General features: G+C 71.3%; 15 protein-coding genes. 4 read left to right on the forward strand and 11 right to left on the reverse strand.

The features are described 5' to 3' along the window. Positions 1–52: 52 nt before the first annotated feature. From IIE03_RS03320 to IIE03_RS03330, 3 genes are all read right to left on the reverse strand, one after another. Entirely contained in the window at positions 53–1,396 is a 1,344-nt protein-coding gene (locus IIE03_RS03320; protein ID WP_192861297.1) for an extracellular solute-binding protein, read from the reverse strand. A gap of 100 nt (positions 1,397–1,496) precedes the next feature. Continuing rightward, entirely contained in the window at positions 1,497–2,360 is an 864-nt protein-coding gene (locus tag IIE03_RS03325; protein WP_192861298.1) for a carbohydrate ABC transporter permease, read from the reverse strand. Further along, a complete protein-coding gene (locus IIE03_RS03330; protein WP_192861299.1) occupies positions 2,360–3,304 on the reverse strand; it encodes a carbohydrate ABC transporter permease in 945 nt (314 codons plus the stop codon). The genes IIE03_RS03325 and IIE03_RS03330 overlap by 1 nt, the downstream gene beginning before the upstream one ends. 182 nt (positions 3,305–3,486) lie before the next feature. Here IIE03_RS03330 and IIE03_RS03335 point away from each other — a divergent pair, with 182 nt between their 5' ends. Then, positions 3,487–4,476 (forward strand): LacI family DNA-binding transcriptional regulator, encoded by a 990-nt coding sequence (locus IIE03_RS03335; RefSeq protein ID WP_225997185.1) that lies wholly within the window; start codon positions 3,487–3,489, stop codon positions 4,474–4,476. 57 nt (positions 4,477–4,533) lie between these two features. On the opposite strand, the gene mmsB is transcribed toward IIE03_RS03335, so the two are convergent. From mmsB to chvE, 3 genes are all read right to left on the reverse strand, one after another. Continuing rightward, entirely contained in the window at positions 4,534–5,700 is a 1,167-nt protein-coding gene (gene mmsB, locus IIE03_RS03340) for a multiple monosaccharide ABC transporter permease (protein ID WP_192861301.1), read from the reverse strand. Further along, entirely contained in the window at positions 5,697–7,247 is a 1,551-nt protein-coding gene (gene mmsA, locus IIE03_RS03345) for a multiple monosaccharide ABC transporter ATP-binding protein (RefSeq protein WP_192861302.1), read from the reverse strand. Before mmsA ends, mmsB begins: the two co-directional genes overlap by 4 nt. A gap of 121 nt (positions 7,248–7,368) precedes the next feature. Continuing rightward, positions 7,369–8,499, reverse strand: a complete 1,131-nt coding sequence (chvE, locus tag IIE03_RS03350) for a multiple monosaccharide ABC transporter substrate-binding protein (protein ID WP_192861303.1) — start codon at positions 8,497–8,499, stop codon at positions 7,369–7,371. A gap of 166 nt (positions 8,500–8,665) precedes the next feature. Here chvE and IIE03_RS03355 point away from each other — a divergent pair, with 166 nt between their 5' ends. Both IIE03_RS03355 and IIE03_RS03360 read left to right on the forward strand, forming a co-directional pair. After that, positions 8,666–9,832 (forward strand): ROK family transcriptional regulator, encoded by a 1,167-nt coding sequence (locus IIE03_RS03355; protein ID WP_318842777.1) that lies wholly within the window; start codon positions 8,666–8,668, stop codon positions 9,830–9,832. A gap of 21 nt (positions 9,833–9,853) precedes the next feature. Beyond that, positions 9,854–10,621: an ATP-binding cassette domain-containing protein gene (locus IIE03_RS03360; protein ID WP_192861304.1), complete on the forward strand. Its 768-nt coding sequence runs from the start codon at positions 9,854–9,856 to the stop codon at positions 10,619–10,621. Between the two features lie 64 nt (positions 10,622–10,685). Here IIE03_RS03360 and IIE03_RS03365 read toward each other — a convergent pair whose 3' ends face one another. Next, positions 10,686–11,192, reverse strand: coding sequence for a GNAT family N-acetyltransferase (locus tag IIE03_RS03365; RefSeq protein WP_192861305.1), 507 nt, complete (start codon positions 11,190–11,192; stop codon positions 10,686–10,688). A 97-nt stretch (positions 11,193–11,289) separates the two neighbouring features. Between IIE03_RS03365 and purU the strand changes: the two genes are divergently transcribed. Then, positions 11,290–12,150 carry a formyltetrahydrofolate deformylase gene (purU, locus tag IIE03_RS03370; RefSeq protein ID WP_318842778.1) on the forward strand — a complete coding sequence of 287 codons (861 nt, stop codon included), beginning with the start codon at positions 11,290–11,292 and terminating at the stop codon, positions 12,148–12,150. Positions 12,151–12,209: 59 nt separating this feature from the next. Here the strand turns inward: purU and IIE03_RS03375 are convergent, their stop codons facing one another. The 4 genes from IIE03_RS03375 to IIE03_RS03390 form a co-directional block, all read right to left on the reverse strand. After that, on the reverse strand, positions 12,210–12,596 hold the full coding sequence (locus tag IIE03_RS03375) for a DUF4190 domain-containing protein (protein WP_192861307.1): 387 nt from the start codon (positions 12,594–12,596) through the stop codon (positions 12,210–12,212). A gap of 135 nt (positions 12,597–12,731) precedes the next feature. Further along, positions 12,732–18,293: a pullulanase-type alpha-1,6-glucosidase gene (gene pulA, locus IIE03_RS03380; protein ID WP_192861308.1), complete on the reverse strand. Its 5,562-nt coding sequence runs from the start codon at positions 18,291–18,293 to the stop codon at positions 12,732–12,734. A gap of 130 nt (positions 18,294–18,423) precedes the next feature. Beyond that, positions 18,424–18,927: a GNAT family N-acetyltransferase gene (locus tag IIE03_RS03385; protein ID WP_318842779.1), complete on the reverse strand. Its 504-nt coding sequence runs from the start codon at positions 18,925–18,927 to the stop codon at positions 18,424–18,426. A 27-nt stretch (positions 18,928–18,954) separates the two neighbouring features. Continuing rightward, on the reverse strand, positions 18,955–22,710 hold the full coding sequence (locus IIE03_RS03390) for an ATP-binding cassette domain-containing protein (RefSeq protein WP_192861309.1): 3,756 nt from the start codon (positions 22,708–22,710) through the stop codon (positions 18,955–18,957). Between the last annotated feature and the right edge of the window lie 23 nt (positions 22,711–22,733).

Below are 22,733 nucleotides of genomic sequence, written 5' to 3' on the forward strand. Positions count from 1 at the left end.
GGGCCGGCAGTTCGAACTACCGATCACCCACCGAGGGACCGATCACAGCGTCTCACTCGGTGACCGTGAAGCCCTGGTCGGTGCCGTACTGCACGTTGTCGGCCTGCCACGCGGCCAGGCCGTCGGCCAGGCTCGTCTCACCGAGCCACGCCTGCCCCGCCGTGTCGGCGAAGATGCCGTTCGCGTACGCCTGCCACGGCAGGTACTGCCAGCCCTCGACGACGTTCTCCGCGCCGCCCGCGAGCACCTCGTTGATCGCCTGGCCGCCGAAGTACTCGGACTCGTACGTGAGGAACTCGTCCGACTCCAGCTGCTTGACCGTGGCCGGGAAACCGCCGGTCTCCATGAACGCCTCGATCGACTCGTCGCTCGAGTTGAGCCACTTGAGGAAGCCGACGCCCAGCAGCTTGTTGGGCGCATCGGCGGGGACAGCCTCGGCCGAGCCGCCGTTCTCGGCGTTCACCGGGGTGCCGTCGTAGGTCAGCATCGGGGCGATCCGCCAGTCGCCGGCGCCGTCGGGCACGCTGCCCTCGAGGATGCCCGGCCCCCACGCGCCGAACGTGATCGACGCGATGGTGCCCTCGTTGAGGGCGGCGTACCACTCGTCGGTCCAGCCGGGGATGTCGCAGAGGATGTCGGCGTCGATGACCTGCTGGTACATGTCGACGAACTTCGTGGTGCCCTCGTCGGCGAGGTCGATCGTGACCGTCTCGCCCTCCGTGCGGAACGGCTGCCCGCCGGCCTGCCAGATGAGGCTCGTGGTGAGGCCGGGGTCGCCCGTGTCGTTGCCGATGCAGACGTCGGGGTCGGCCTCCTTCAGGGCCTTGCCGGCCTCGAGGTACTCGTCCCACGTCGTGGGGACGTCCACGCCGTGCTCGTCGAACACGGCCTGGTTGTAGAAGAACGCCATGGGGCCGCTGTCCTGCGGCAGGCCCCAGATTCCGTCGTTCTGCGACACCGCGCCCCAGGTCGACGGCGTGTACAGGCTCTCGAGCTCGTCGAAGCCGTACTCGGTCAGGTCCGTGAGCTGCCCCGGGAGCTGGAACTGCAGCAGCGACTGGTACTCGATCTGCACCACGTCCGGGATGCCGTCCCCGGCCGCGATGGCGTTCTGCAGCGCCTGGTTGGACTCGGCGGTTCCGGTCGTGTCGACCAGGTTCACGTCCACGTTCGGGTAGGCCGCCTCGAACGCCTCGATCTGCTTCTCGGCCTGCGGCGTCCACGTCCAGTAGGTGAGTTCGCCGCCCTCCTGGAGAGCGGCCTCGATCTCGTCGGCCGTGGCGCCCTCGCCGCCACCGCCGCCGGTCTCGGATCCGCCGCCGCAGGCGGCGAGCGTCCCGGCCAGGGCCAGTCCGGCGCCGGCGGCCAGCGCCCGGCGCATCGTGTGGTTCTTCATGATGGTTCTCCCGCGTCGTCGTCGATGAGGTGATATCGGGCTTTGAGGTTTCAGGGACGACGGCGGTCGTGGGCGCGCCCGCGCCGCCGTCGTCGGTTGTTCACTGCTTGACCGACCCCGCGCTCAGACCGGACTGCCAGTACCGCTGCAGCACGAGGAACACGACGACGATCGGCACGATCGTCAGGAAGGCCCCCGTGATGACCAGGTGGAACACCGGCGAGGCGCCGACCCCGGTCGCGTCCGCGAGCCACGTGTACAGCCCGAGCGTGAGCGGGAACAGGTCGGGGTCGTTGAGCATGATCAGCGGCAGGAAGTAGTTGTTCCAGGTCGCGACGATCGCGAACAGGGACACCGTGACGATCCCCGGCACCAGGAGGCGCAGCGAGATCGTGAAGAACGTGCGCAGTTCGCTCGCGCCGTCGACCCGGGCCGCCTCGAGGAGCTCGGTGGGGACGGCCTCCGCGGCGAACACCCACATGAGGTAGAGCCCGAACGGCGAGACCAGGGAGGGCAGGATGATCGCCCACATCGTGTTGGTCAGGCCGAGCTGGCTGAACAGCAGGAACGTCGGAACGGCCAGGGCCGTGCCCGGGACGGCGATCGCCCCGAGGACCACGGCGAAGACCGCGTTGCGGCCGCGGAACCGGTACTTGGCCAGGCCGTAGCCGCCCGCCGTGGCGAGCAGCGTGGCGCCGCCGGCGCCCACCACGACGTAGACCAGGGTGTTGAAGAACCAGCGGGAGAAGATCCCGCCGTCGTAGGTGAAGACCTGGCCCAGGTTGTCGAAGAGCGCGAAGCCGTCGCCGAACCACAGGCCGAACGACGTGAGCAGATCCGGCTGGTCCTTGGTGATGCTGAACAGCATCCAGGTCAGCGGCAGCACCGAGTAGATCAGCAGGAAGCCGAGCAGCACGGTGAGCGTGATCGACCTGCGGGGGCGGGAGTAGGAGTACCCGGTCATCAGCTGTCCCTCCGCATCCCGCGCAGCTGCACGATGTAGGCGATGACCGCCGTGATGACGCCCATGACGATCGCGACCGTGGCGGCGTAGCTCACCTGGTTGCCCTGGAAGCTCAGCGTGTAGGCGTAGATGTTGGGCGTGTACGACGTCGAGATGAGGTTCGGCACGAGCCCCTTGAGGATCTGCGGCTCGTTGAACAGCTGGAAGCTGCCGATGATGGAGAACACCGTCGCGATGACCAGCGCGCCGCGCACGGCGGGGATCTTGATGTGCCGCACGATCCGGAACTGGCCCGCGCCGTCGATGGCCGCGGCCTCGTAGGTCTCGGTGGGCACCGTCTTCAGCGCGGAGTACAGGATCAGCATGTTGTACCCGACGAATTCCCAGGTCACGATGTTGCCGATGGACACCAGGAGCCACTGCTTGGTGTAAGGCACGAGGAGCTCGAAGCCCGCCAGGTCGTTCAGCGAGCCGGTGAGGCCGACGCGGTCGGAGTACATGAAGCCCCACATCATCGCGGCCACCACGCCGGGCACCGCGTAGGGCAGGAAGAGCCCGATCCGGAAGAACCGGTGCCCGTGCAGGCGGCCGGAGTCGATCGCGAGCGCCGCCACCAGGGCTATCGCGAGCATGATCGGCACCTGGACCGCGAGGAACAGCATCACGCGCAGCGCGCCGTCCCAGAACTTCGGGTCGACGAACACGTCCGCATAGTTGCTGAGTCCCACGAACTGCGTGCCGCCCACGAGCCGGTTGCGGAACAGGCTGAGGTACAGCGAGTACGCCAGCGGCGCGACGAAAACCAGCGCGAACGCGATCAGGAACGGCATCACGAAGCCGGCCCCGGCGCGGGACACACGGGCCGTGAGCCGGCTCGGGCGGTGGCGCGCCGGAGCGAGCGGCTCGGTGGCCGCCGGCCGTATGGAGGGTGGTGCTGCGGACATCCTCGTCCTCTCGCCTCGGTTGTCGGGCACCGCGATTGTTACCCACGGAGTACTGTTAACGCAAACATTTCTGGTGTCAATTCAGCCACGAACCGGCCGCGGCCAAGTATGGTCAAGCCATGAACGAGTCCCGCGCCAGTTCAGGGGCCCGCCGACGGCGGCCGGCACCCCCCGGTCCGTCGATGACCGACGTCGCCGCGCTCGCCGGGGTGTCCGCCCAGACGGTCTCCCGCGTGGCACGCGACGAGCCGACGGTGAAGCCGGAGACCGCCGCACGCGTGCGCGTCGCGATGGAGCAGCTCGGCTACACCCCCAACCGCGCGGCACGGGCACTGCGGTACGGGCACTACGGGACGGTGGGGATGATCGCGCACCGGCTGGCCCGTACCGGCGAGTCGCGGACGGTCGAGGCGGTGGTGGAGGCCGCGCAGTCCGAGGGGTACACGGTGACGCTGGTCGATCTCGCCTCCCCCGCGGCCGACGACGTCTCCGCGGCGGTCGCCCGCCTGTCCCACCAGGACATCGACGGCCTGATCATCATCCGGGCGGAGACGGCGACGCCGGACACACTGGTGCTGCCGTCGCACCTGCCGGTCGTCGTGTCGGACTCGCGCTTCGTGGGCCACCATCCCGCCGTCGGCGCGGATCAGGTCGGGGGCGCGGAGGTCGCCGTCGCGCACCTGCTGCGGCTCGGGCACCGCACCGTGCACCACCTGGCCGGGCCTCCGGACTCGATCCCGGCCCGGCAGCGGGAGGAGGCGTGGCGGGCCGCGCTCGCCGAGGCCGGCGCGGTCGCGCCGCCCGCCGTGCGCGGCGACTGGACCGCCACCTCCGGGTACGACGCCGGCGCCGCGCTGGCCGCCGATCCCGAGGTGACCGCCGTGTTCGCCGCCAACGACGAGATGGCCGCCGGGCTCATGCGGGCCCTGCACGAGGCGGGGCGTGCCGTGCCGGGCGACGTCTCCGTCGTGGGGTTCGACGGCATCGAGCTGTCCGCCCAGCTCTGGCCGCCGCTGACCACGGTGGCACAGGACTTCGGGGAGATCGGGCGGAGACTGGTGGACCTGCTGCTTCGCCAGGTCCGCGACCGGGAGGACCTGGCGGACACGCACTCGGTGGTGCCGGTCCGGTTGGTGGAGCGGGCCTCCACGGCACCGCCGCCGGGACGCTGAGGCCGCGAACGCCGAGGCAGCACTCGCGGCTCCGTCGTACTGCCTCGGCCGGGGGTATCAGGCGTACGCCCGGCGGCGCTTGGTCGTCACGTCCAGAGCAACCGCGAGGAGGAGCACCAGGCCCTTGATGGTCTGCTGCCACGCGGAGTCGACCGCCAGGATCGACAGCCCCATGTTCAGCACGCCCATGATGAGCGCGCCGATCATGGCGCCGGAGATCTTGCCGACGCCGCCCCGCACGGCGCAGCCGCCGATGAAGCAGGCGGCGATCGCGTCCAGCTCGTAGAGCTGGCCGGCCGAGGCCACGCCGGCGCCCGCCCGCGAGGTGGTGACGATCGCGGCGATCGCGGACAGCAGGCCCATGTTCACGAAGATCATGAAGTCCGTGAGCCGGGTCCGGACGCCGGACAGCTCGGCCGCGTGCCGGTTGCCGCCGACGGCGTAGATGTGCCGCCCGAACACCGTCCGGCTGAGCACGAACGTGAAGACCATGATCAAGCCGCCCACGATGAGCAGCACGATCGGCGTCGCACGCTGGGCGATCCAGTAGGTCAGCACGCCGATCAGCGCCACGACCACGATGTTCTTCGCGAGGAAGATCCCCATCGGCTCCACGGCGAGGTCGTGCTTGATCAGGCCGCGGCGCGCCCGCCACTGCGAGAACACGAACGCGGCCATGCCGACGACGCCGATCAGCACGGTCACGCCGTCGAGCGCGCCGAGGAACCCGAGCCAGGAGGGCAGCGCGCCGCCGGCGATCGCGTTGAACTCGGGAGGCAGCCCGGCGCGCGTGGTCCCGACGATGACGATCGCGAGTCCCCGGAAGATCAGCATGCCCGCGAGCGTCACGATGAACGCCGGGATGCCCACGTAGGCGACCCAGAAGCCCTGCCAGCAGCCCACGAGGAGACCCAGCACCAGGGCGAGCACGATCGCGACGGGCCACGACCAGCCCCAGTCCACCATCATGATGGCGGTCGCGCCGCCGATGAACGCGACCAGCGATCCGACGGACAGGTCGATGTGCCCCGCGACGATCACCATCACCATGCCGATGGCGAGGATCAGGACGTAGGCGTTCTGCTGGATCAGGCTCACCACGTTGCTCGGGTCGAGCAGCCGCCCGCCGGTGAGCGCCTGGAACAGACCGACGATCGCCAGCAGGGCGATGACGATCCCGTACTGCCGGGCGTTCCGGCCCAGGTACTCCGTGATGTCGTTCATCGGGTCTTCTCCATGGTCATGTAGCGCATGAGTGCTTCCTGTGTCGCCCGCTCGCGCGGGACCTCGCCGGTGATCCGGCCCTGCGAGACGGCGTAGATCCGGTCGCAGACCCCGAGCAGCTCGGGCAGTTCGGACGAGATGACGATCACGGCCTTGCCCGCCTCCGCGAGCTGGTTGACCAGCGTGTAGATCTCGTACTTGGCCCCGACGTCGATGCCGCGCGTCGGCTCGTCGAGGATGAGGACGTCGGGGTCGCTGAAGACCCACTTGGACAGCACGACCTTCTGCTGGTTGCCGCCCGACAGCTTGCCCACCGGCGACTCCACGGTGGGCGCCTTGATCCCGAACTCGCGGCGGTACCGCTCGGCCACGGACGCCTCCTGCTCGCTGCGGATGACGCCCATCCAGTCCATCAGCTTGCCCAGCGCCGAGGAGGAGATGTTCTCCCGGATGGTCTGGATCAGGTTGAGGCCCAGGCTCTTGCGGTCCTCCGTGGTGTACGCCAGGCCGTGCCGGATGGCCTCGGGCACGCTGCGGAGCTGGATCTCCCGGCCGCGCTTGTACACGCGGCCGGAGATGTCCGTGCCCCAGGACCGCCCGAACAGGGACATCGCCAGCTCGGTGCGCCCGGCGCCCATCAGCCCCGCGAGCCCGACGACCTCGCCCGCCCGCACGTGCAGGTTCGCGCGGTCGACGACGACCCGTCCGGTGTCCGTCGGATGGTGCACGGTCCAGTCCTCGATCCGCAGCACCTCCTCGCCGATGGTCGCGGTGCGCTCCGGGAACCGGTGCTCCAGCGAGCGCCCGACCATGCCGCGGATGATCTGGTCCTCGGTCACGGGCTCGTCGCCGTGCAGGTCGAGGGTCTCGATGGTGCGGCCGTCGCGGATCACGGTGACGCGGTCGGCCACGGCCGTGATCTCGCCGAGCTTGTGACTGATGATGATGCAGGTCATGCCCTGCTCGCGGAACTCTCGCAGCAGGCTCAGCAGGTGCTCGGAGTCGTCGTCGTTCAGGGCGGCGGTCGGCTCGTCGAGGATCAGCACGTCGACCTTCTTGGACAGCGCCTTGGCGATCTCCACGAGCTGCTGCTTGCCGACGCCGATCTCCGACGGTGTCGTCTCCGGGTTCTCGTGCAGCCCGACGCGCGCGAGCAGGTCCGCCGCCGCCCGGTGCGTCCGGTTCCAGTCGAGCACCCCGGCCCCGGCCTTCTCGTTGCCGAGGAAGATGTTCTCGGCGATCGACACCTGCGGGATGAGGGCCAGCTCCTGGTGGATGATGACGATCCCCCGGGCCTCGCTGTCGCGGATCCCGCGGAAGGCCACCGGCTCGCCGTCGTACACGATCTCGCCCTTGTAGGAGCCGTGCGGGTAGACGCCCGACAGCACCTTCATCAGCGTCGACTTCCCGGCGCCGTTCTCGCCGCAGATCGCGTGGATCTCCCCGCGCCGCACCCGCAGGTTCACGTCCTGCAGGGCCTTCACGCCGGGGAACTCCTTGGTGATCCCCAGCATCTCGAGGACGACGTCCTCGGTCACCTCAGTCATGTTCTCTCCAGCGCCTTCCAGCAAGTCAAGTCCGCATGTCCCAACGGTCGGGAGGCTCGGGGTGGGGAACGGGCACTCCCCACCCCGAGCCGGCACCCAGGCCGCCGGGGCCGGAGGCCCCTCAGAGACCCAGGTCGCTCGCCTCGTAGAAGCCCGAGCCCACCAGGACCTCCTCGACGTCGTCCTTCGTCACGACCTGCGGCTCCAGCAGGAAGGACGGCACGACCTTGACCCCGTTGTCGTACGTCTCGGTGTCGTTGACCTCGACCTCCTCGCCCGCCACGATCTGGTCGATCATCGTCGCGACCTGGTCGCCCAGGGTACGGGTGTCCTTCCAGACCGTCATCGACTGCTTGTCGGCCAGGATGTTCTTCGTGTTGGCCTCGTCCGCGTCCTGACCGGTGATGATCGGCCAGTCCTCACCCGGCTCGTACCCGGCGCCCTCGAGGGCCTGCTCGATGCCGAGCGCGAGCGAGTCGTTGGGCGACAGCACGACGTCGACCTTCTCGTCACCCTCGTAGAAGGAGTTGAGGCGGTTCTCCATCTCCGACTGGGCGTCGGCCGACTCCCAGCCCTGGATGCCGATGCTGGTCCACTCGTCCACGCTCGCGGGCGCCTTGCCCGACGGGACCTCCAGCACGCCGGACTCGACGTAGGGGGACAGCACGTCCCACGCGCCCTTGAAGAAGAACCGGGCGTTGTTGTCGTCGGGCGAGCCGGCGAAGGGCTCGAGCGTGAACGGGCCCTCCTCGCCCTCGTCGAGGCCGAGCTCCTCCACGATGAACTCGCCCTGGAGGGTGCCGACGAGCTCGTTGTCGAACGTGGCGTAGTAGTCCACGTTCTCCGTCTCGTTGATCAGGCGGTCGTACGCGATGACCGTGACGTCGTTCTCGGCGGCGGTCTGCAGCACCGGACCCAGGGTCGTGCCGTCGATCGACGCGACGACCAGGATGTCGGCACCCTCGTTGATCATGTTCTGCAGCTGCGTGATCTGCTGCTCGGTCTTGTTGTCGGCGTACTGCAGGCTGGTCTCGTAACCGGCGTCCTGGAGGAGCTCCTCGAGGTGGGCGCCGTCGTTGTTCCAGCGTTCCAGCGAGCGTGTCGGCATGGCGATGCCGACCATCGTGCTGTCGTCGCCGTCGTCCTGGGTGTCGCCGCCGGCGCGCTCGGCGCTGCACGCACCCAGGGCCCCGACGGTGAGCGTGGTGGCGGCCAGGGCCGCGGTGATGCGTCCGAAACGGCGCAGTGACATCGTCGTCTCTCTTTCCTCGTCGAAATGAGTCGTGCGGGACGCTAGTCACGATGTGTTCGGACATCAACCCCATGAGAGGCGATCGTGACCTTTTTGTGTTCGAGTTCCTAACTCAAGGCTTGGCGTGGCGCCCTCCGCGGGCGCCCATCCGGGTTAGAGTCCCAGCGTGCAGAGGAGCCGAACACCCGGCTCGGCCACCGAGATGCGGGAGGCGAACCGGGCGCGCATCGTCGACGCGGTGAAGCGGTACGGCGGGCTGACCCAGGTCGAGCTCGCCGCCGCCACCGGCGTGTCGACGGCGACCGTGTCCACGATCGTGCGTGAGCTCCTCGCGGCCGGCGTCGTCGAGACGCACTCCACGTCCCGCTCGGGCCGCCGTGCCACCCGCGTCACGATGGCCCGCCAGCTCGGCCTCGTGGCCGCGGTGCAGGTGGGCCCGCGCGCCCTGCGCGTCGCGCTGAGCGATCTCGCGCTCGACGTCGTCGCCGACCAGTTCCTGCCCCTGCCGCCCGACCACCGCGTCGACACCACGCTCGATCGGGCCGCGCTGCTCGTCATGGACCTCCTCGAACAGGTCGGGGCCGACGTCGAGGAGCTGCTCGCACTCGGCCTCGCCCTGCCCGCCCCGGTCGACGCCGGCACCGGCGAGCTCACGATCCGCGGCGTGATGCGCGGCTGGGAGGACACAGAGCTCGCGCGGGTGCTGTCCCGGCGGATCTCGCGCCCCGTGCACGGCGACAAGGACGCCAACCTGGGCGCGATCGCCGAGCACGACCTCGGCGCCGCGCGCGGGCTGCACGACGTCGTCTACGTCCGCGTCGGCCACACCACCAGCGCCGGGATCCTCCTCGACGGACGGGTCCACCGCGGCCGCGTGGGGACCGCCGGCGAGATCGGCCACGTGCAGGTCGACCCCTCCGGCCCTGTCTGCCGGTGCGGGAACCGCGGCTGCCTGGACACGGTCGTGAGTGCGCCGGCGCTGCTCGGCCTGCTCCGTGCCGGTCACGGCGACCTCACCGTCCACGACCTCCTGACGCGGGCGGCCGACGGCGACCCGGGCTGCCGCCGCGTCCTGGCCGACGCCGGCCGCGCCGTCGGTCAAGTGGTCGGCGACCTGGTCACGGCGCTCGGGCCGGAGTCCGTCGTCGTGGGCGGCGAGCTCGCGGCGGCCGGGGGCATCCTCCTCGACCCGCTGCGCGAGGCCGTCACCACCCGCGCCGTCCCGCGCGCCGGCGGCGCCGTCCCCGTGGTCGCTGGTGAGCTGGGCGACCGAGCCGACATACTGGGCGCGCTCGCCCTGGCGCGCCGCAAGACCCAGATCGATCTCGCCTGAGACGCAAGGAGGCACGACGACGTGACCCGCCCCCAGACCGTGCTCTCCGTGCGCGGCGTCCACAAGTCCTTCGGCCCCGTGCGCGCGCTCGACGGCGTCGACCTGGACGTGCACGCGCACGAGGTGGTCGCCCTGGTGGGCGACAACGCGGCCGGCAAGTCGACGCTGGCCAAGGTCGTCGCGGGCGTCCTGGTGCCCGACGCCGGAACCGTCACCGTGGGCGGCAACCCGATCCCGCCCGGGTCACCGGCGTCGGCCCGCGCGCTCGGCGTCGCGACCGTCTTCCAGGACCTCGCGCTCGCCGAGAACCTCGACGTGGTGCAGAACCTGTTCCTGGGCCAGGAGATCTCGGGCCGGGGCGGGCTCGGCCTCGACGAGGCGGCGATGGAGAACCGCGCGAGAGAGATCCTCGAATCGCTCACCTCGCGTATCCCGTCGGTGCGCACGCCGCTGTCGGCGCTCTCCGCCGGGCAGCGGCAGACCGTGGCCATCGCGCGCACGCAGCTCGGCTCCCCGAAGGTGGTGGTGCTCGACGAGCCGACGGCGTCGCTGTCCGTGGCGCAGACCGCCGAGGTTCTCACCCACATCCAGTCCCTGCGGGACCTGGGTCACGGCGTGGTCTTCATCAGCCACAGCCTGTCGGACGTGCTCGCCGTCGCCGACCGCGTCGAGGTACTGCGGCACGGGCGCAACAACGGCTCGTTCAGCGCGGCGGACGTCAGCCACGAGGCGGTCGTCGCCGCGATCACCGGCGCGACACGGGTGCCGCGCCGGGACTCGTCGTCCTAGTCGTCCTAGCCGGCCGCGTCCCTGCTGCCTCGGCGCCGGTCGGTGACGCCGTGTCCGTCCGGCCCTACGCCGTCGTCTCGTCCTTGACCTCGACCGACCCCAGCACGCGCCGCAGGTACGTGTACGTCAGGTCGCCGGCCGCCCGCTCGTACTGCTCCTCGTAGCCGTGCTTCGTGTAGAGAGACAGGTTCTGCTTCGAGTCCTTGCCGGTGAACACCCAGATCTCGGTGATCTCCGGCGGCAGGTACGGCGCGACGGCGACGAGCATCTGCGTGCCGATCCCCCGCCCCTGCTTGTCGGGGGCGACGGCGAGCCGGCCCAGTGTCGCCTTCTGCCCCTCCAGCTCCACCCGGATCGAGCCGATCAGGCGGCTGCCCTCCCACGCGCCGACGGTCACGATGTCGTCCCGCGCCATGTCCTCGCGCAGCTCGTGGAGCGTCTGGGTGAGCGGCGGGATGTTCGGGTCGTTGTAGAGCTGCGCCTCGGTGACGAACGCGGCTCGGCGGAGGGTGAGGAGCTCGCCCGCGTGGTCGTCGTCGACCAGGGCGATCGTCGTGGGTGCGTCGCTCATGTGGCCATCGTTGCAGAGAATCGGACCCGGTTGGGAGAACCGTTCGCCATCTGGTTGCGTGCGCGCGCACGGCCGGCGTCGGACATACGCTTCCGGGGTGACCGCACAGACCGCACCGACCCACTGGATCCTCACGCTCTCCTGCCCCGACGGCCCTGGAATCGTGCACGCCGTCGCGGGACTGCTCGCCGAGCACGGCGGGAACATCACGGAGTCGCAGCAGTTCGGGGACCCGTACTCGGGACGGTTCTTCATGCGGGTGCAGTTCGAGGCCGCGGCGTCGCGCGAGGACCTGACCTCTGCCGTCACCGAGCTGGCGGCCCGGTTCGACATGACGTGGAACCTGGACGCGGCCGGACGGCCGATGCGGACGCTGGTGCTCGTGTCGAAGGCCGCGCACTGCCTGGTGGACCTGCTGTACCGGGAGCGGTCGCAGCACCTGCCGGTCGACGTGGTGGGCGTGGTGGGCAACCACCGCGACCTGGAGGACATCGCCCGGTTCTACGGCAAGCCCTTCCACCACGTGCCTGTCACGAAGGACACGAAGCCGGAGTCGGAGGCCGCGCTGCGGAGGCTCATCGCCGAGACGGACGCCGAGCTGGTGGTGCTGGCCCGGTACATGCAGATCCTGTCCGACGAGATGTGCCGGGACCACGCCGGGCGGATCATCAACATCCACCACTCGTTCCTGCCGTCGTTCAAGGGCGCGGGCCCGTACCGGCAGGCGCACGACCGCGGCGTCAAGATCATCGGCGCCACCAGCCACTACGTGACGGGCGACCTCGACGAGGGTCCCATCATCGAGCAGGACGTGGAGCGCGTGGACCACTCGCACACCGTCGACGACCTCGTCCGTATCGGGGAGGACACCGAGCGCCGCACCCTGGCGCGGGCGGTCCGCTGGCACGCGGAGCACCGGGTGCTGCTGGACGGCCACCGCACGGTCGTCTTCCGCTGACAAACGCCGGCCGGCGTCGCCCGGGACATCTCGTGCCCCGGCGACGCCGGCCGATCACGTCAGCTGCAGGTGTACTCCACACCGCCGACGTCGTGCGTGCCCGGGCCGTAGACCGAGCAGATCTCGTCCAGGCTCTGCATCGCCTCGGAGCCGATGCTCAACGCGGCGACGATGCCGATGATCCCGAAGATGATGCCCACGACCATGAACACGATGCTGAGGATGATTCCCCACTTCGCGAAGCCGTTGTCGAAGCCCGCTTCCTTGGACTTGTTCCGGGCGATGATCGACACGATCAGGCCGGCGAGGCTGAAGACGAAGGCCAGCACGAGACCGACGATGCCGAGCGTCTTGCCGGGGTCCTCCGCTCCGGCCATGGGCTGCTGCCCGTAGGGCTGGGGCGTCGGCGAAGCCTGCGGGGGCTGCCCGGGGTCGGAGTACGTCATGTTTTCCTCTCGGTTTCCACAGAAGATGTGCGAATTGCTGCGCGCTGGAGCCTGCCACAACGGCGCCGCGACCGCTACGCCACACGCGGGTGAATGCCCTGGATGGGTAGTTCTCCCCATCCAGGGCATTCGTCGTCAGCCCGCCGGGTCCACCAGGACCGCCACGGTGCGCGCCGGGACCGTCGCCGTCCCGGCCGCGGCGTCCCAGCCGGTGCGCCGCACGACGTCGTCCACGCCGTCCGCCTGGACCGGCGACAGCGCATAGTCACGCCCGGACAGTTCCGGCAGCTCGACCGTCGCGTCGTCGGGCGACGCGTTGACCACGACCAGCGCGCCGTCCAGGGCGGGGTCGACGTCGGCCGATCCGGCCAGGTCGTCGATCGACATCGCGATCACGCCCGGCAGGTCCTCCGCGCCGGCCCCCGCGGCCGTCCCCGGGAACGTCACCTTCTCCTGGATCAGGTCCGCGGAGCCGAGCCGCAGCAGGTCGGTGGACCCCCGTAGCTCCAGCAGTTCCCGGGCCTGCGCGGAGCCGTGGGCGACGTCCTCCGGCGACGGCTTGAGCCCCGGGTCCGCCAGGAGCGGCGCCTGGTACGGCCACGTGTCCTCGTTGTCGGCCGCCATCGGCAGCCCGCGGCCGAACCCGTTGTCCTGCCCGGACCAGTCGATGGCGTTGAACCAGTCGCCGGAGTCGTACGAGTTCCGGTCCAGCGACTTGGACCGCAGCAGGTCCGTCCCCGCGTGCCAGAACGAGGGCGTCTGCGCGAGCGCCGTGGTCGCCAGGTTCACGGTGTTCATCCGCACGCGCTCGTCCATCGGGGTGTCGGCCGGGAGCTTGAGCGCCAGGAGATCGAACAGCGTCTCGTTGTCGTGCGCGTCGACGTAGGTGATGACCTCCTCGGGCGAGTCCGCGTAGCCGGCGGGCGAGCCCCGGTAGTCGATCTCGTCGCCGCGCCGGACCTCGCCGTCGGACGTGATGAGCTCGTAGTCGCGCAGGTTGCCCGCGAGCCCCAGCTTCACCAGGTCCATCTGGTGCGCGAGGTCGTCGGCCTCGTCGGCCCCGCCGTCGTTCACGGAACCGGCGTCGCCCAGCCGCGCGTCACGCCCGTTCGGGTCGGTGAACAGGCCGGTCCCGACGCCCTGCTGGAAGAGCGACGACCCGTCGACCGGTGAGCCGCCGTGCATCGCGTCGCGCAGCCGGTCGCTGAACGTCCCGATACCCGTTCCGCCGAGGTTGCCCTGCGTGGCCTGCTCGAAGCGGGCGCCGCCGGCGACCTCGCCGAAGTCCCAGCCCTCGCCGTACAGGTACACGGCCGACCCGTCCACGCCGTCGTCCTCCACCGTGAGGGCATCCAGCGCCGCACGGACCGCGAGCATGTTCTCCTTCGAGTGGTGCCCCATGAGGTCGAACCGGAAACCGTCCACGCGGTAGTCGCGGGCCCAGGTCACCACGGAGTCGACCATGAGCTTCTGGCCCATCGCGTGCTCCGTGGCGAGGTTCTGGCAGCAGGTGGAGGTCTCGACGTCACCCGACACCGGGTTCTGCCGGTGGTAGTAGCCCGGCACCACGCGGTCCAGCACGGACTTGTCCGCCTGTCCCGACGCCGAGGTGTGGTTGAACACCTGGTCCAGGATCACCTGGAGCCCGGCGTCGTGCAGCGCCCCGACCATGCCGCGGAACTCCGCGATCCGCGCTCCCCCGTCGGCCCGGCGCGCGTACGACCCCTCGGGCGTCGTGAAATGGTACGGGTCGTAGCCCCAGTTGAAGCCGTCGTCGGCCGAGATCTCCGCGACCGCCGCCTGCTGCTCCTCGCCGTCCGGCGCGAAGCCCGACAGGTCGCCCGTCGTCGCCTGCGCGTCCCGGTCCTCCGGGATCGTGGCGATGTCGAACGTCGGGAGCAGGTGCACGCCGGTGATCCCGGCGTCGGCCAGCTCGCGCAGGTGGGTCATGCCGTCCGAGTCCTTCACCTCGAACGCCCCGTAGGTGCCGCGCAGGCGCTCCGGCACGGTCTCGTCGGCGATCGAGAAGTCCCGCACGTGCAGTTCGTAGATCGTCTGGTCGACCGGGCGCTCCACCACGGGCGCGGGCGTCGTGCGCCACCGGCGCGGCTGGTACCGCTTGTCGTCCAGCGACACGACCACCGAGTGCGTCGAGTCGAGCGTCAGCCCGAGCGAGTACGGGTCGGTCACGACGTTCGTCTCGACCTGGCCGGTCTCCGGCACGTACACCTCGACCGCGTACCGGTAGCGCGCCCCGTACCAGGGATAGCGCTTGGCGGTGCGCTTGCCGTCGAGCGTCCACGCGCCGTCGCTGCGCCGCTCGGTGTCGAAGCGGTCGGGCTCGGCGGCGAGGTCGCGGCCCCGGGGCCAGACCAGCAGGTCGACGTCGCGCGCCGTCGGCGCCCACAGGGCGAACGAGGCCCACTTGCGGTTGGGGTGGACCACCGCGCCGAGCTCCCGGTCCGTGGCGAACAGGTCGTCGAGCACGCCCGGGAGCTGCACGCCGGTGACGGCGGTGGGTTCCCCGGGGGTGTCGCCGCCGGCGTCGTACCGCTCGACGCGCAGGGCGCCCCGCAGGGCCGCGGCCGCGGCGCCGGGGTCCATGCCCTCGATCTCGAGCGCCTGGTACCCGGCCAGGTGCGGGACGTCCTCGGCGACGTCCGCCGGCAGGTCACCCGGGCTCATGGTGTACGACGGCGCGGCGTCGCCGTCCCCGGCGATCAGACGCCAGTCGTCGCCCTGGCCGAAGCCCTCGGAGGGCACCAGCACGAGGCCCTCACGGACCCAGTGCGCGGCCATCTGGCCCTCGCCGGGCGTGCCCGGCTCGCCGGGATCGACGGCGGGGACCTTCGTGACCGGATCCCAGGTGAACCTCACCGCGCCGCCGCCCGTGCTGTACGGGATGTTGGCGCCGTCGCGCTCGCCGTCGGCGCCGTAGTTCTCGGCCCAGGAGCCGTTCACGGCGATCTTGAACTCGTAGCTGCCGGCCGGGATCTCGAAGGTGCCCGCGTACGTGCCGTCCTCCTGGAGGGTGAGGCGCGCGGCCTCGCAGTCGGGCGTCCAGTCGCCGGCGCAGCCCATCTCCGAGTTATGGCTGCCGGGCACGGTGACCATGTCGTACGGGTCGCCGGGGCCCTCGTCGTCCACCACGCCGCTGACGTCGACGCCCACGGACCCGTACGACGATGCCGCGGCGCGGTCGCCGTCGGCGTCCCGCGTCACGGCGCGGTACTCGACGAGCGTGCCCTCGGGCAGGTCCGAGACGTCGTGGAAGACGCGCGGGTCCGTGTCCTCGGCGGTGCCGAGCGCGTGCCACTCGTCGGTGCCGACCGCACGCCACGCGAAGGATGTCTCGGCCCAGGCGTCGTCGACGACGGCCGCGACCGGGGCAGTGCCCGCCACGGCGGCGCCGGCGCGGCGGGCGTCCCCGGGCGCGACGGCGATCGTGCCCGCCGTGTCCGCGTCGACCTGCCGGTCGGCGACGAGGACGACGGCGGAGCGGGCCGGGACGGTGAGGGCGACCTCGCCGTTCGCGTCGGCGGAGACCGGCTGCACGCCCGCGTCGTCGTCGTACAGCACGCCGTACGAGGCGCCGGGGGTCAGGGTGGTGAACGACGCCGTGGCCTCCTGGGCCGCGTTGTTCAGCGCGACCAGGTGCTCGACCTTCTCGGTGCGATCCACGCGGGAGAACGCGTAGATGCCCGCGCCGTCCTCGGCGAAGCGCTCGATCTGCGCGCCCGTGGCGAGAGCCGGGTGCTCCTCCCGGAGCGCGGCCAGGGCCGCGATGTGCTCGTACAGCGGCGCGTCCGTGTCGTACCGGTCCTGGCTCCCGGCCTGCTCGCCCGTGACGAGGGGCTGGTTCGCGTACTCGTCCACCTGGGTCGCGAAGAGGGTCTGGCGGGCGTCCTTGTCGCCGCCCGTGCCCGCGAAGCCCTGCTCGTCTCCGTAGTAGACGACGGGCTGGCCGCGCGTCAGGTACATCAGCTCGTGGGCGAGCTCGTCGCGCTCCAGCGGGTTGTCGGTACCGGCGAGCATGTAGCCGACGCGGCCCATGTCGTGGTTCCCGAGGAACGTCGGCAGCGCCGTGGCCGAGGAGTCCGGCGTGGTGTAGCGGTCGTCGCTCGCGAAGTGGCCGACGAGTCGCTTGGCGCTGTTGCCGCTCGCGAAGCTGGTTGCCGCGGACTGGAACGCGAAGTCCAGCACCGAGGACATGTCGGTGTCGCGCACGTAGGGCGAGGTCTTGGCGGCGTCGGCGTCGAACACCTCGCCGAACGTGAAGAACTCGTCCTTGCCCTGGGCGTGGGCGTACTGCTCGATCTCGGTCGACCACTCCTCCCAGAACTCGAAGTTCACGTGCTTCGCGGTGTCGATGCGGAACCCGTCGATGCCGAGGTCGATCCAGGCCTTGTAGATCTCCTCCATGCCGTCCACCACGGTCGGGTGCTCGGTCATGAGGTCGTCGAGGCCGGAGAAGTCGCCGTAGGTGACCGACTCGCCCTCCCACGTCGAGTTGCCCCGGTTGTGGTAGAGCGTCGGGTCGTTGAGCCAGGCCGGGACCTTGAGGTCGGCGTCCTCGGGCGCGAGCTGCGGCGTGTACGGGAAGCTCGTGGCCGCGTCGAGGGCCGGGAAGTCGCCCGTGCCGGCGAAGTCGGCCGGGTCGAAGGGGTTGCCGTCGGCGTCGGTGTACGGGCGGGTGGCCTGGTCGACGTAGTCGTAGGTGCCCTCGGCGTAGTCGACGACGTCGGCCGTGTGGTTCGTGATGATGTCGAAGTAGACCTTGATGCCGCGCGTGTGGGCGTCGTCGATCAGGGCCGTGAGCTCCTCGTTGGTGCCCAGGTGCGGGTCGATCCGCGTGAAGTCGGTGATCCAGTAGCCGTGGTAGCCGGCGCTGACGTCGTCGCCCTCGCCCTGCACGGGACGGTTGAGGAAGCTGGGGGTGAGCCAGATCGCGGTGGTGCCCAGGCCCTCGATGTAGTCGAGGTTCTGCGCCAGGCCGGCGAGGTCGCCGCCCTGGTAGAAGCCCTTGTTCGTGGGGTCGAAGCCGGTCTCGAGCGGGCCGCCGTCGAGGCCGCCGTCGTCGTTGGACGGGTCTCCGTTGGCGAAGCGGTCCGTCATGACGAAGTAGAAGCGCTCGTCGGAGCCGGGCTGGCGGACCGGCGGTGTCACGAGGGCGTCGTCGGCCTCGGTGTAGCCGCCCGCGAGGTCCAGCGGGGTGACGGCGATGCGGTGGCTGGCGTCGTCGTAGGTGACGCGGACCGTCGTCGCACCCTCCAGGTGGAGGGGCGCGTTGGCGTCGCCGCCGTCGCGACCGTAGGACTCGTCCCAGGAGCCGTTGAGGGCGACCTTGTACTCGTAGGCGCCGGCGGGGAGCTCGAACTCGGCGGCGAACGTGCCGTCGCCCGCCGGTGTGAGGGTGGTGGCCTCGCACGTGGGGTCCCAGTTGCCGGGGCAGCCGAGGGCGGTCTGGAGGTCGCCGACGAGCGTGGCGGACTCGGCGTCGGCGGCTTCGGCGGTGGCGGTGGTTGTGGAGGCGGTGGCGAGACCCGCGGCGACGAGCGAGCCGACGGCGACGAGCGCTGCCGGGCGTCGCACGGTGCCGCGGTTCGCTACGCGCCCGGTCAAGCGGGACAGGCGCGTCGGCAACGGTCCGCCGTCGCGCCCCGGACGGGGCGGGCGGACAGGGGGTACGGCGGGCATGGAGACTCCTTCGTCGTCCTCGGGGGATCCCACGCATCAGGCTGGGGCGTTGCCGACTGTAACGCTTGCAGAATATTGCAGCAACACCTGCCAGTCGACCGCTGACCGGTCGCGCGCAGCTGATTCCCGTTCAGCAGGGCCGGGAGCGATCCAAGGGCAGCTTGAAGCCCTCGTGGGACTGCTCGTAGCCGAGGGAACGGTAGAAGCGATGGGCCTCCGGGCGCCGCTTGTCGCTGGTGAGCTGGGCGAGGACGCAGCCGCGGGCGCGGCCGCGCTCATGGGCGTGCTCCATGAGGAGGCTGCCGATGCCCTGACCGCGGAGCGCGGCGTCGACGCGGACCGCCTCGACGAGGAGGCGGCCTACGCCGTTGCGGGAGATGCCCGGGATGTAGGTGAGCTGCATGCAGCCGACGACGACGAACGGCGTGCCGTCCCGCATCTCGCCGGGAAGGTCCGTGGCGGGCAGCTCGACGACCACCAGGTCGTTGTCCGGACTCGCCTGGATCGCCTCGAACCCGCGCACGTGCGCCGCGCCGAACGCGCCGGTCCGCCGCGCGGCCACGGCGTCGTCGGCGATCAGTTCGACGATCCGCGGAAGATCGTCACGGCGTGCGTCCCGAAAGCTGATGTCCACGCCGCAACGGTACGACGGCGGATCGCCTCAGCCGGCCAGGTGGGACCACTTCGGTGCCAGGTCGCGCCACGGGCCGACCGCGACGACCTCGCCCTCGTCGAGGACCACGACCCGATCGGCCCGGGCCAGAGCCGCCCGCTTCGACGTCGCCCCGATCACCGTGGTGCCCCGCTCGCGCAGCGCCGCCCACAGCTCGATCTCTGTCGCGGCGTCCAGGGCGGACGACACGTCGTCGGCGAGCAGCAGCTCTGCGTCGGCCGCGAGGGCGCGGGCCAGCGCGAGACGCTGGACCTGGCCGCCCGACAGCCGCACGCCGCGGTGTCCCACCAGGGAGTGGGGGCCGCCGGCGTCGGCGATGTCCGGGGCAAGCCGGGCCGCCTCGACCGGGCCGTCGAGCTCCCGCTCGTGATCCAGGCGCACGTTCTCGGCGAACGTGCCCGACAGCACGCGCGGGATCTGCGCGACGTACGCGACCTGGCCGGGCCGCAGGAAGGTCTGGGCGTCGGTCACCTCGGTGTCGTTCCAGCGGATCTCGCCGGTGTGCTCCATGAGTCCGGCCAGGGACGAGAGCAGGCTCGACTTCCCCGAGCCGACCTGGCCGAGCAGCAGGACGAGCTCGCCGCGGCGCACGGTGAGGTCGACGTCGGACACGCCGATGGTCCCGTCGTCGTGCACGGCGGTGAGACGCCGCAGCTCGAGGTGGTCCAGGGGCTCGCGCGGCCCGGGTGCCGGCTCCGGCGCGGTCCCGGTGGGCAGGTCGACGCCCTCGGGCTGGTCGACCAGGTCGACGCCGCCGGCGAACCGGCTCGTCGCCTTCTGCCAGTTGCGCGTGCCCGGCGCCTCGGTGATCACCATGCCGGCGACCATGCCGAACCAGCCGAAGCCGGCGACCGCGCCCGCCACCATGAGCGTGGTGGCCAGGCCCCAGGTGCCCTGCAGGAGCAGGGCCCACGCGACGACGACACCACTCTGCAGCACGACGCCGGGGACCCCCTCGAGCACCGCCTGGACGCGGTGCTCGAAGACGGCCGCCTCGACGCGCCCGCCGTCGACCTGGCGGAGGTGCGCGTGCACCTCCGGGGTCCGGGCGGCGAGCTTGACGGTTCGTGCCGAGTCGAGCGCGGAGACCAGCGCCCGGCCGAACCGGGCCCGGGCCGCCGAGGACTTGGTCGCGGAGCGCCCGGCGATCGGGCGGCCGATCGCCGAGGCCGCGGCCGAGATCACCATGACGCTCAGCAGCACCGCGCCGACCAGCCAGGAGCGGCCGATCAGCGTCGCGACCGTGACGACGACGAGGCCGTTGACGAAGTCGATCCAGCGGTCCGTGTAGTTCACGAAGCGATCGGCGTCCATCGCACGGGCGACGATCTCGCCGGGCGGCGTGGCGGGCAGGCGCCGCTGTGTGGTCTGCCCGGCCATCACCGACATCCGGACCCGGAGCAGGATGTCGATCCACCACTTCGGGTACACGTAGATGGCGTGGGCGAGCAGGATCGGCGACGCGATCAACAGGATGGGCAGCCCGATGAACTCGGCCAGCGGGATGCCGCCGCCCGAGTCGATCCCCTCCACGATGCGGCCCCACAGGAACGTGGTGAGCACTCCCGCGGCGTTGATCATGCTGAACGTCAGGAACAGCAGGACACCGAACACGCCCCAGGCGGGACGGACGAAGACGGCGTGCACGACGGAGCGTGCCAGGCTGGGCCCGTCGCCCGGGTCGTCGATCCGAGGCGGGGCACCGCGGCGCCGCTTGGTGCCGACGGCCCCGGTCTCGGCGGCTCCGGTCCCGGCGCCTGCGATCCTGACTCCGTCGCCCGACGGCGACGCGGCCGCTCCGGCCGCGGCCAGCTCCGCCCCGCGGACCGGGGGGATGTCGTCCGGATCCGTGGCACCCGACGGCGCGACGCTCTCCGCGACGACGCCAGAGGCCGGCGTGCTCGCCTCCGTCGCCACCACCTCTGCCGCGACCGCCTGGGTCGCGACCGCGCCGGGCTCGTCCTCGCCGGGCCCTTCCTCCAGCAGGCCGTCCTCGGCGGCGTGCGAGGCGCTCGCTTCGAGCAGGTCACGGAACGGGCCGGCCGCCGTGGCGAGCTCGGCCCGCCGTCCCTGCTGCACGACCCTTCCGTGGTCGAGGACGGCCACATGCCCTGCCCGCTCGATGGTGGTGAGGCGGTGCGCGATCAGGACGCCCGTGCGCCCGGTGAGCAGCCGGTCCGCGGCGGCCACGACGCGGGCCTCGGTCAGCGGGTCCATGCGCGCGGTCGCCTCGTCGAGCACGACCACCTGCACGTGGCGGACGAGCAGCCGCGCGAACGCGACGAGCTGCTCCTCCCCCGCGGACAGCCGGGTACCGCCCGGCCCGAGCAGGGTGTCCAGCCCGTCGGGAAGCCCGTCGACCCACTCGGCCAGCCCGAGCTCGGCGACGGCGGCCTCGATCTGCTCCCGTGGCACGTCGGCGAACAGCGCGATGTTCTCGGCGAGCGTCCCGGCCAGGATCTCGGTCCGCTGGGTCACCACGCCGACCGACGCACGCAGCTCCTGCAGATCGAGGTCCCGCACGTCCACGCCGCCCAGGAACACCGCACCGCGCGGCGGCTCGACGGCCCGGGACAGCAGGCTCGCCAGGGTGGACTTCCCCGATCCGGTGCGCCCCACCAGTGCGACCGTCTCGCCCGCGGGCACCGCGAGGTCCACGCCCTGCAGCGCGAACGTCCCCTCGCTGTAGGAGAAATGCAGGTCGCGGAGCTCCAGGTCCAGGGGCGGCTCCGGGACCGGCTCGCCGCCCACGGGTTCCGGCGCGAGGCCGAGCATCTGCCTGATCCTCGTGACCGCGCCCAGCCCTTCCTGGATGTCCGGGAGGTGATGGATCAGCTGATCGGTCTGCGCCACGAATCCCGCGGTGACGAGGAACAGCGTGACCAGCCGCGCGACTCCCAGGTCTCCGTTGGCGGCGAGGGCCACACCGACCACCGCGACGCCCGCCAGCATGGCGTGCAGGGCGACGCCGGCGCGCCGCAGCATCCTCGACTCGACCTCGACCACGGCCTTGAGCCGGCGATGCACCTCGGCCGACAGGCCGGCGAGCCGCCGGATCGCGAACGCGCGGCCCAGGCTCGTGCGCAGGTCGTCCCGGGCGGCGACCGCCTCCTCGAAGGCCGCGGCGTGGTCCGTCCAGGCCATCTCCTCCACGACCTTGAGCTTCACGATCCGGCCCAGCAGTCCGCGGATGAGCAGCCAGGTCAGCGCGACCAGGACCGGGAACAGGAGCCAGGCCGGCCACCACTGCAGGCCCGCGATGATCCACATGGGCACGCAGCCGACGACGGAGCGCGCGGCCCCCCACATCTGTCGCCGCACGAGCTGTCCGACGGCATGGGTGTCATCGTCGACGCGGTCCAGGATCTCGCCGACCGCCTGCTCGTTGAGCGTCTCCAGCGGCTGGTGCATGGCCGCGCGCAGCAGGTCCCCGCGCAGCCGGCCCTCGGCCCGGTCCGAGACCCCGGCCCACGCCACCTGGCCGGCGCTGTCCAGGAGGGCGCCGCCGACGAGGCACGCCGCCAGGAGGACGACGCCCGCGAGCGTCGCGCCCTCCGCCAGCCGTCCGGCGACCACGGCGCCGTACGCCTGCGCGGTGACCGCCACCACGAGCGCGAGCAGCGCGGCGACCGCGACGGGACCGCGCAGTCGCCGCAGGTCGAGCGTGCGCGAGGGGTCGTCAGCCACGCGCTCGTCCCGAGACTCGGTGGCGCGCTGCGGAGGGGAAATCGTTGCCTGGACCATCACCGCTCACGCTACGTGGACAC

It is taken from the genome of Myceligenerans pegani (assembly GCF_014892515.1).
GTDB lineage: Bacteria > Actinomycetota > Actinomycetes > Actinomycetales > Cellulomonadaceae > Myceligenerans > Myceligenerans pegani.

What these genes read in the sequence shown, in the direction of transcription:
- pulA (WP_192861308.1), bottom strand. Translation starts at nt 18,293, where the DNA reads ATGCCCGCCGTACCCCCTGTCCGCCCGCCCCGTCCGGGGCGCGACGGC.
- IIE03_RS03335 (WP_225997185.1), top strand. Translation starts at nt 3,487, where the DNA reads ATGACCGACGTCGCCGCGCTCGCCGGGGTGTCCGCCCAGACGGTCTCC.
- mmsB (WP_192861301.1), bottom strand. Translation starts at nt 5,700, where the DNA reads ATGAACGACATCACGGAGTACCTGGGCCGGAACGCCCGGCAGTACGGG.
- IIE03_RS03365 (WP_192861305.1), bottom strand. Translation starts at nt 11,192, where the DNA reads ATGAGCGACGCACCCACGACGATCGCCCTGGTCGACGACGACCACGCG.
- IIE03_RS03320 (WP_192861297.1), bottom strand. Translation starts at nt 1,396, where the DNA reads ATGAAGAACCACACGATGCGCCGGGCGCTGGCCGCCGGCGCCGGACTG.
- mmsA (WP_192861302.1), bottom strand. Translation starts at nt 7,247, where the DNA reads ATGACTGAGGTGACCGAGGACGTCGTCCTCGAGATGCTGGGGATCACC.
- IIE03_RS03375 (WP_192861307.1), bottom strand. Translation starts at nt 12,596, where the DNA reads ATGACGTACTCCGACCCCGGGCAGCCCCCGCAGGCTTCGCCGACGCCC.
- IIE03_RS03330 (WP_192861299.1), bottom strand. Translation starts at nt 3,304, where the DNA reads ATGTCCGCAGCACCACCCTCCATACGGCCGGCGGCCACCGAGCCGCTC.
- IIE03_RS03325 (WP_192861298.1), bottom strand. Translation starts at nt 2,360, where the DNA reads ATGACCGGGTACTCCTACTCCCGCCCCCGCAGGTCGATCACGCTCACC.
- chvE (WP_192861303.1), bottom strand. Translation starts at nt 8,499, where the DNA reads ATGTCACTGCGCCGTTTCGGACGCATCACCGCGGCCCTGGCCGCCACC.
- IIE03_RS03390 (WP_192861309.1), bottom strand. Translation starts at nt 22,710, where the DNA reads ATGGTCCAGGCAACGATTTCCCCTCCGCAGCGCGCCACCGAGTCTCGG.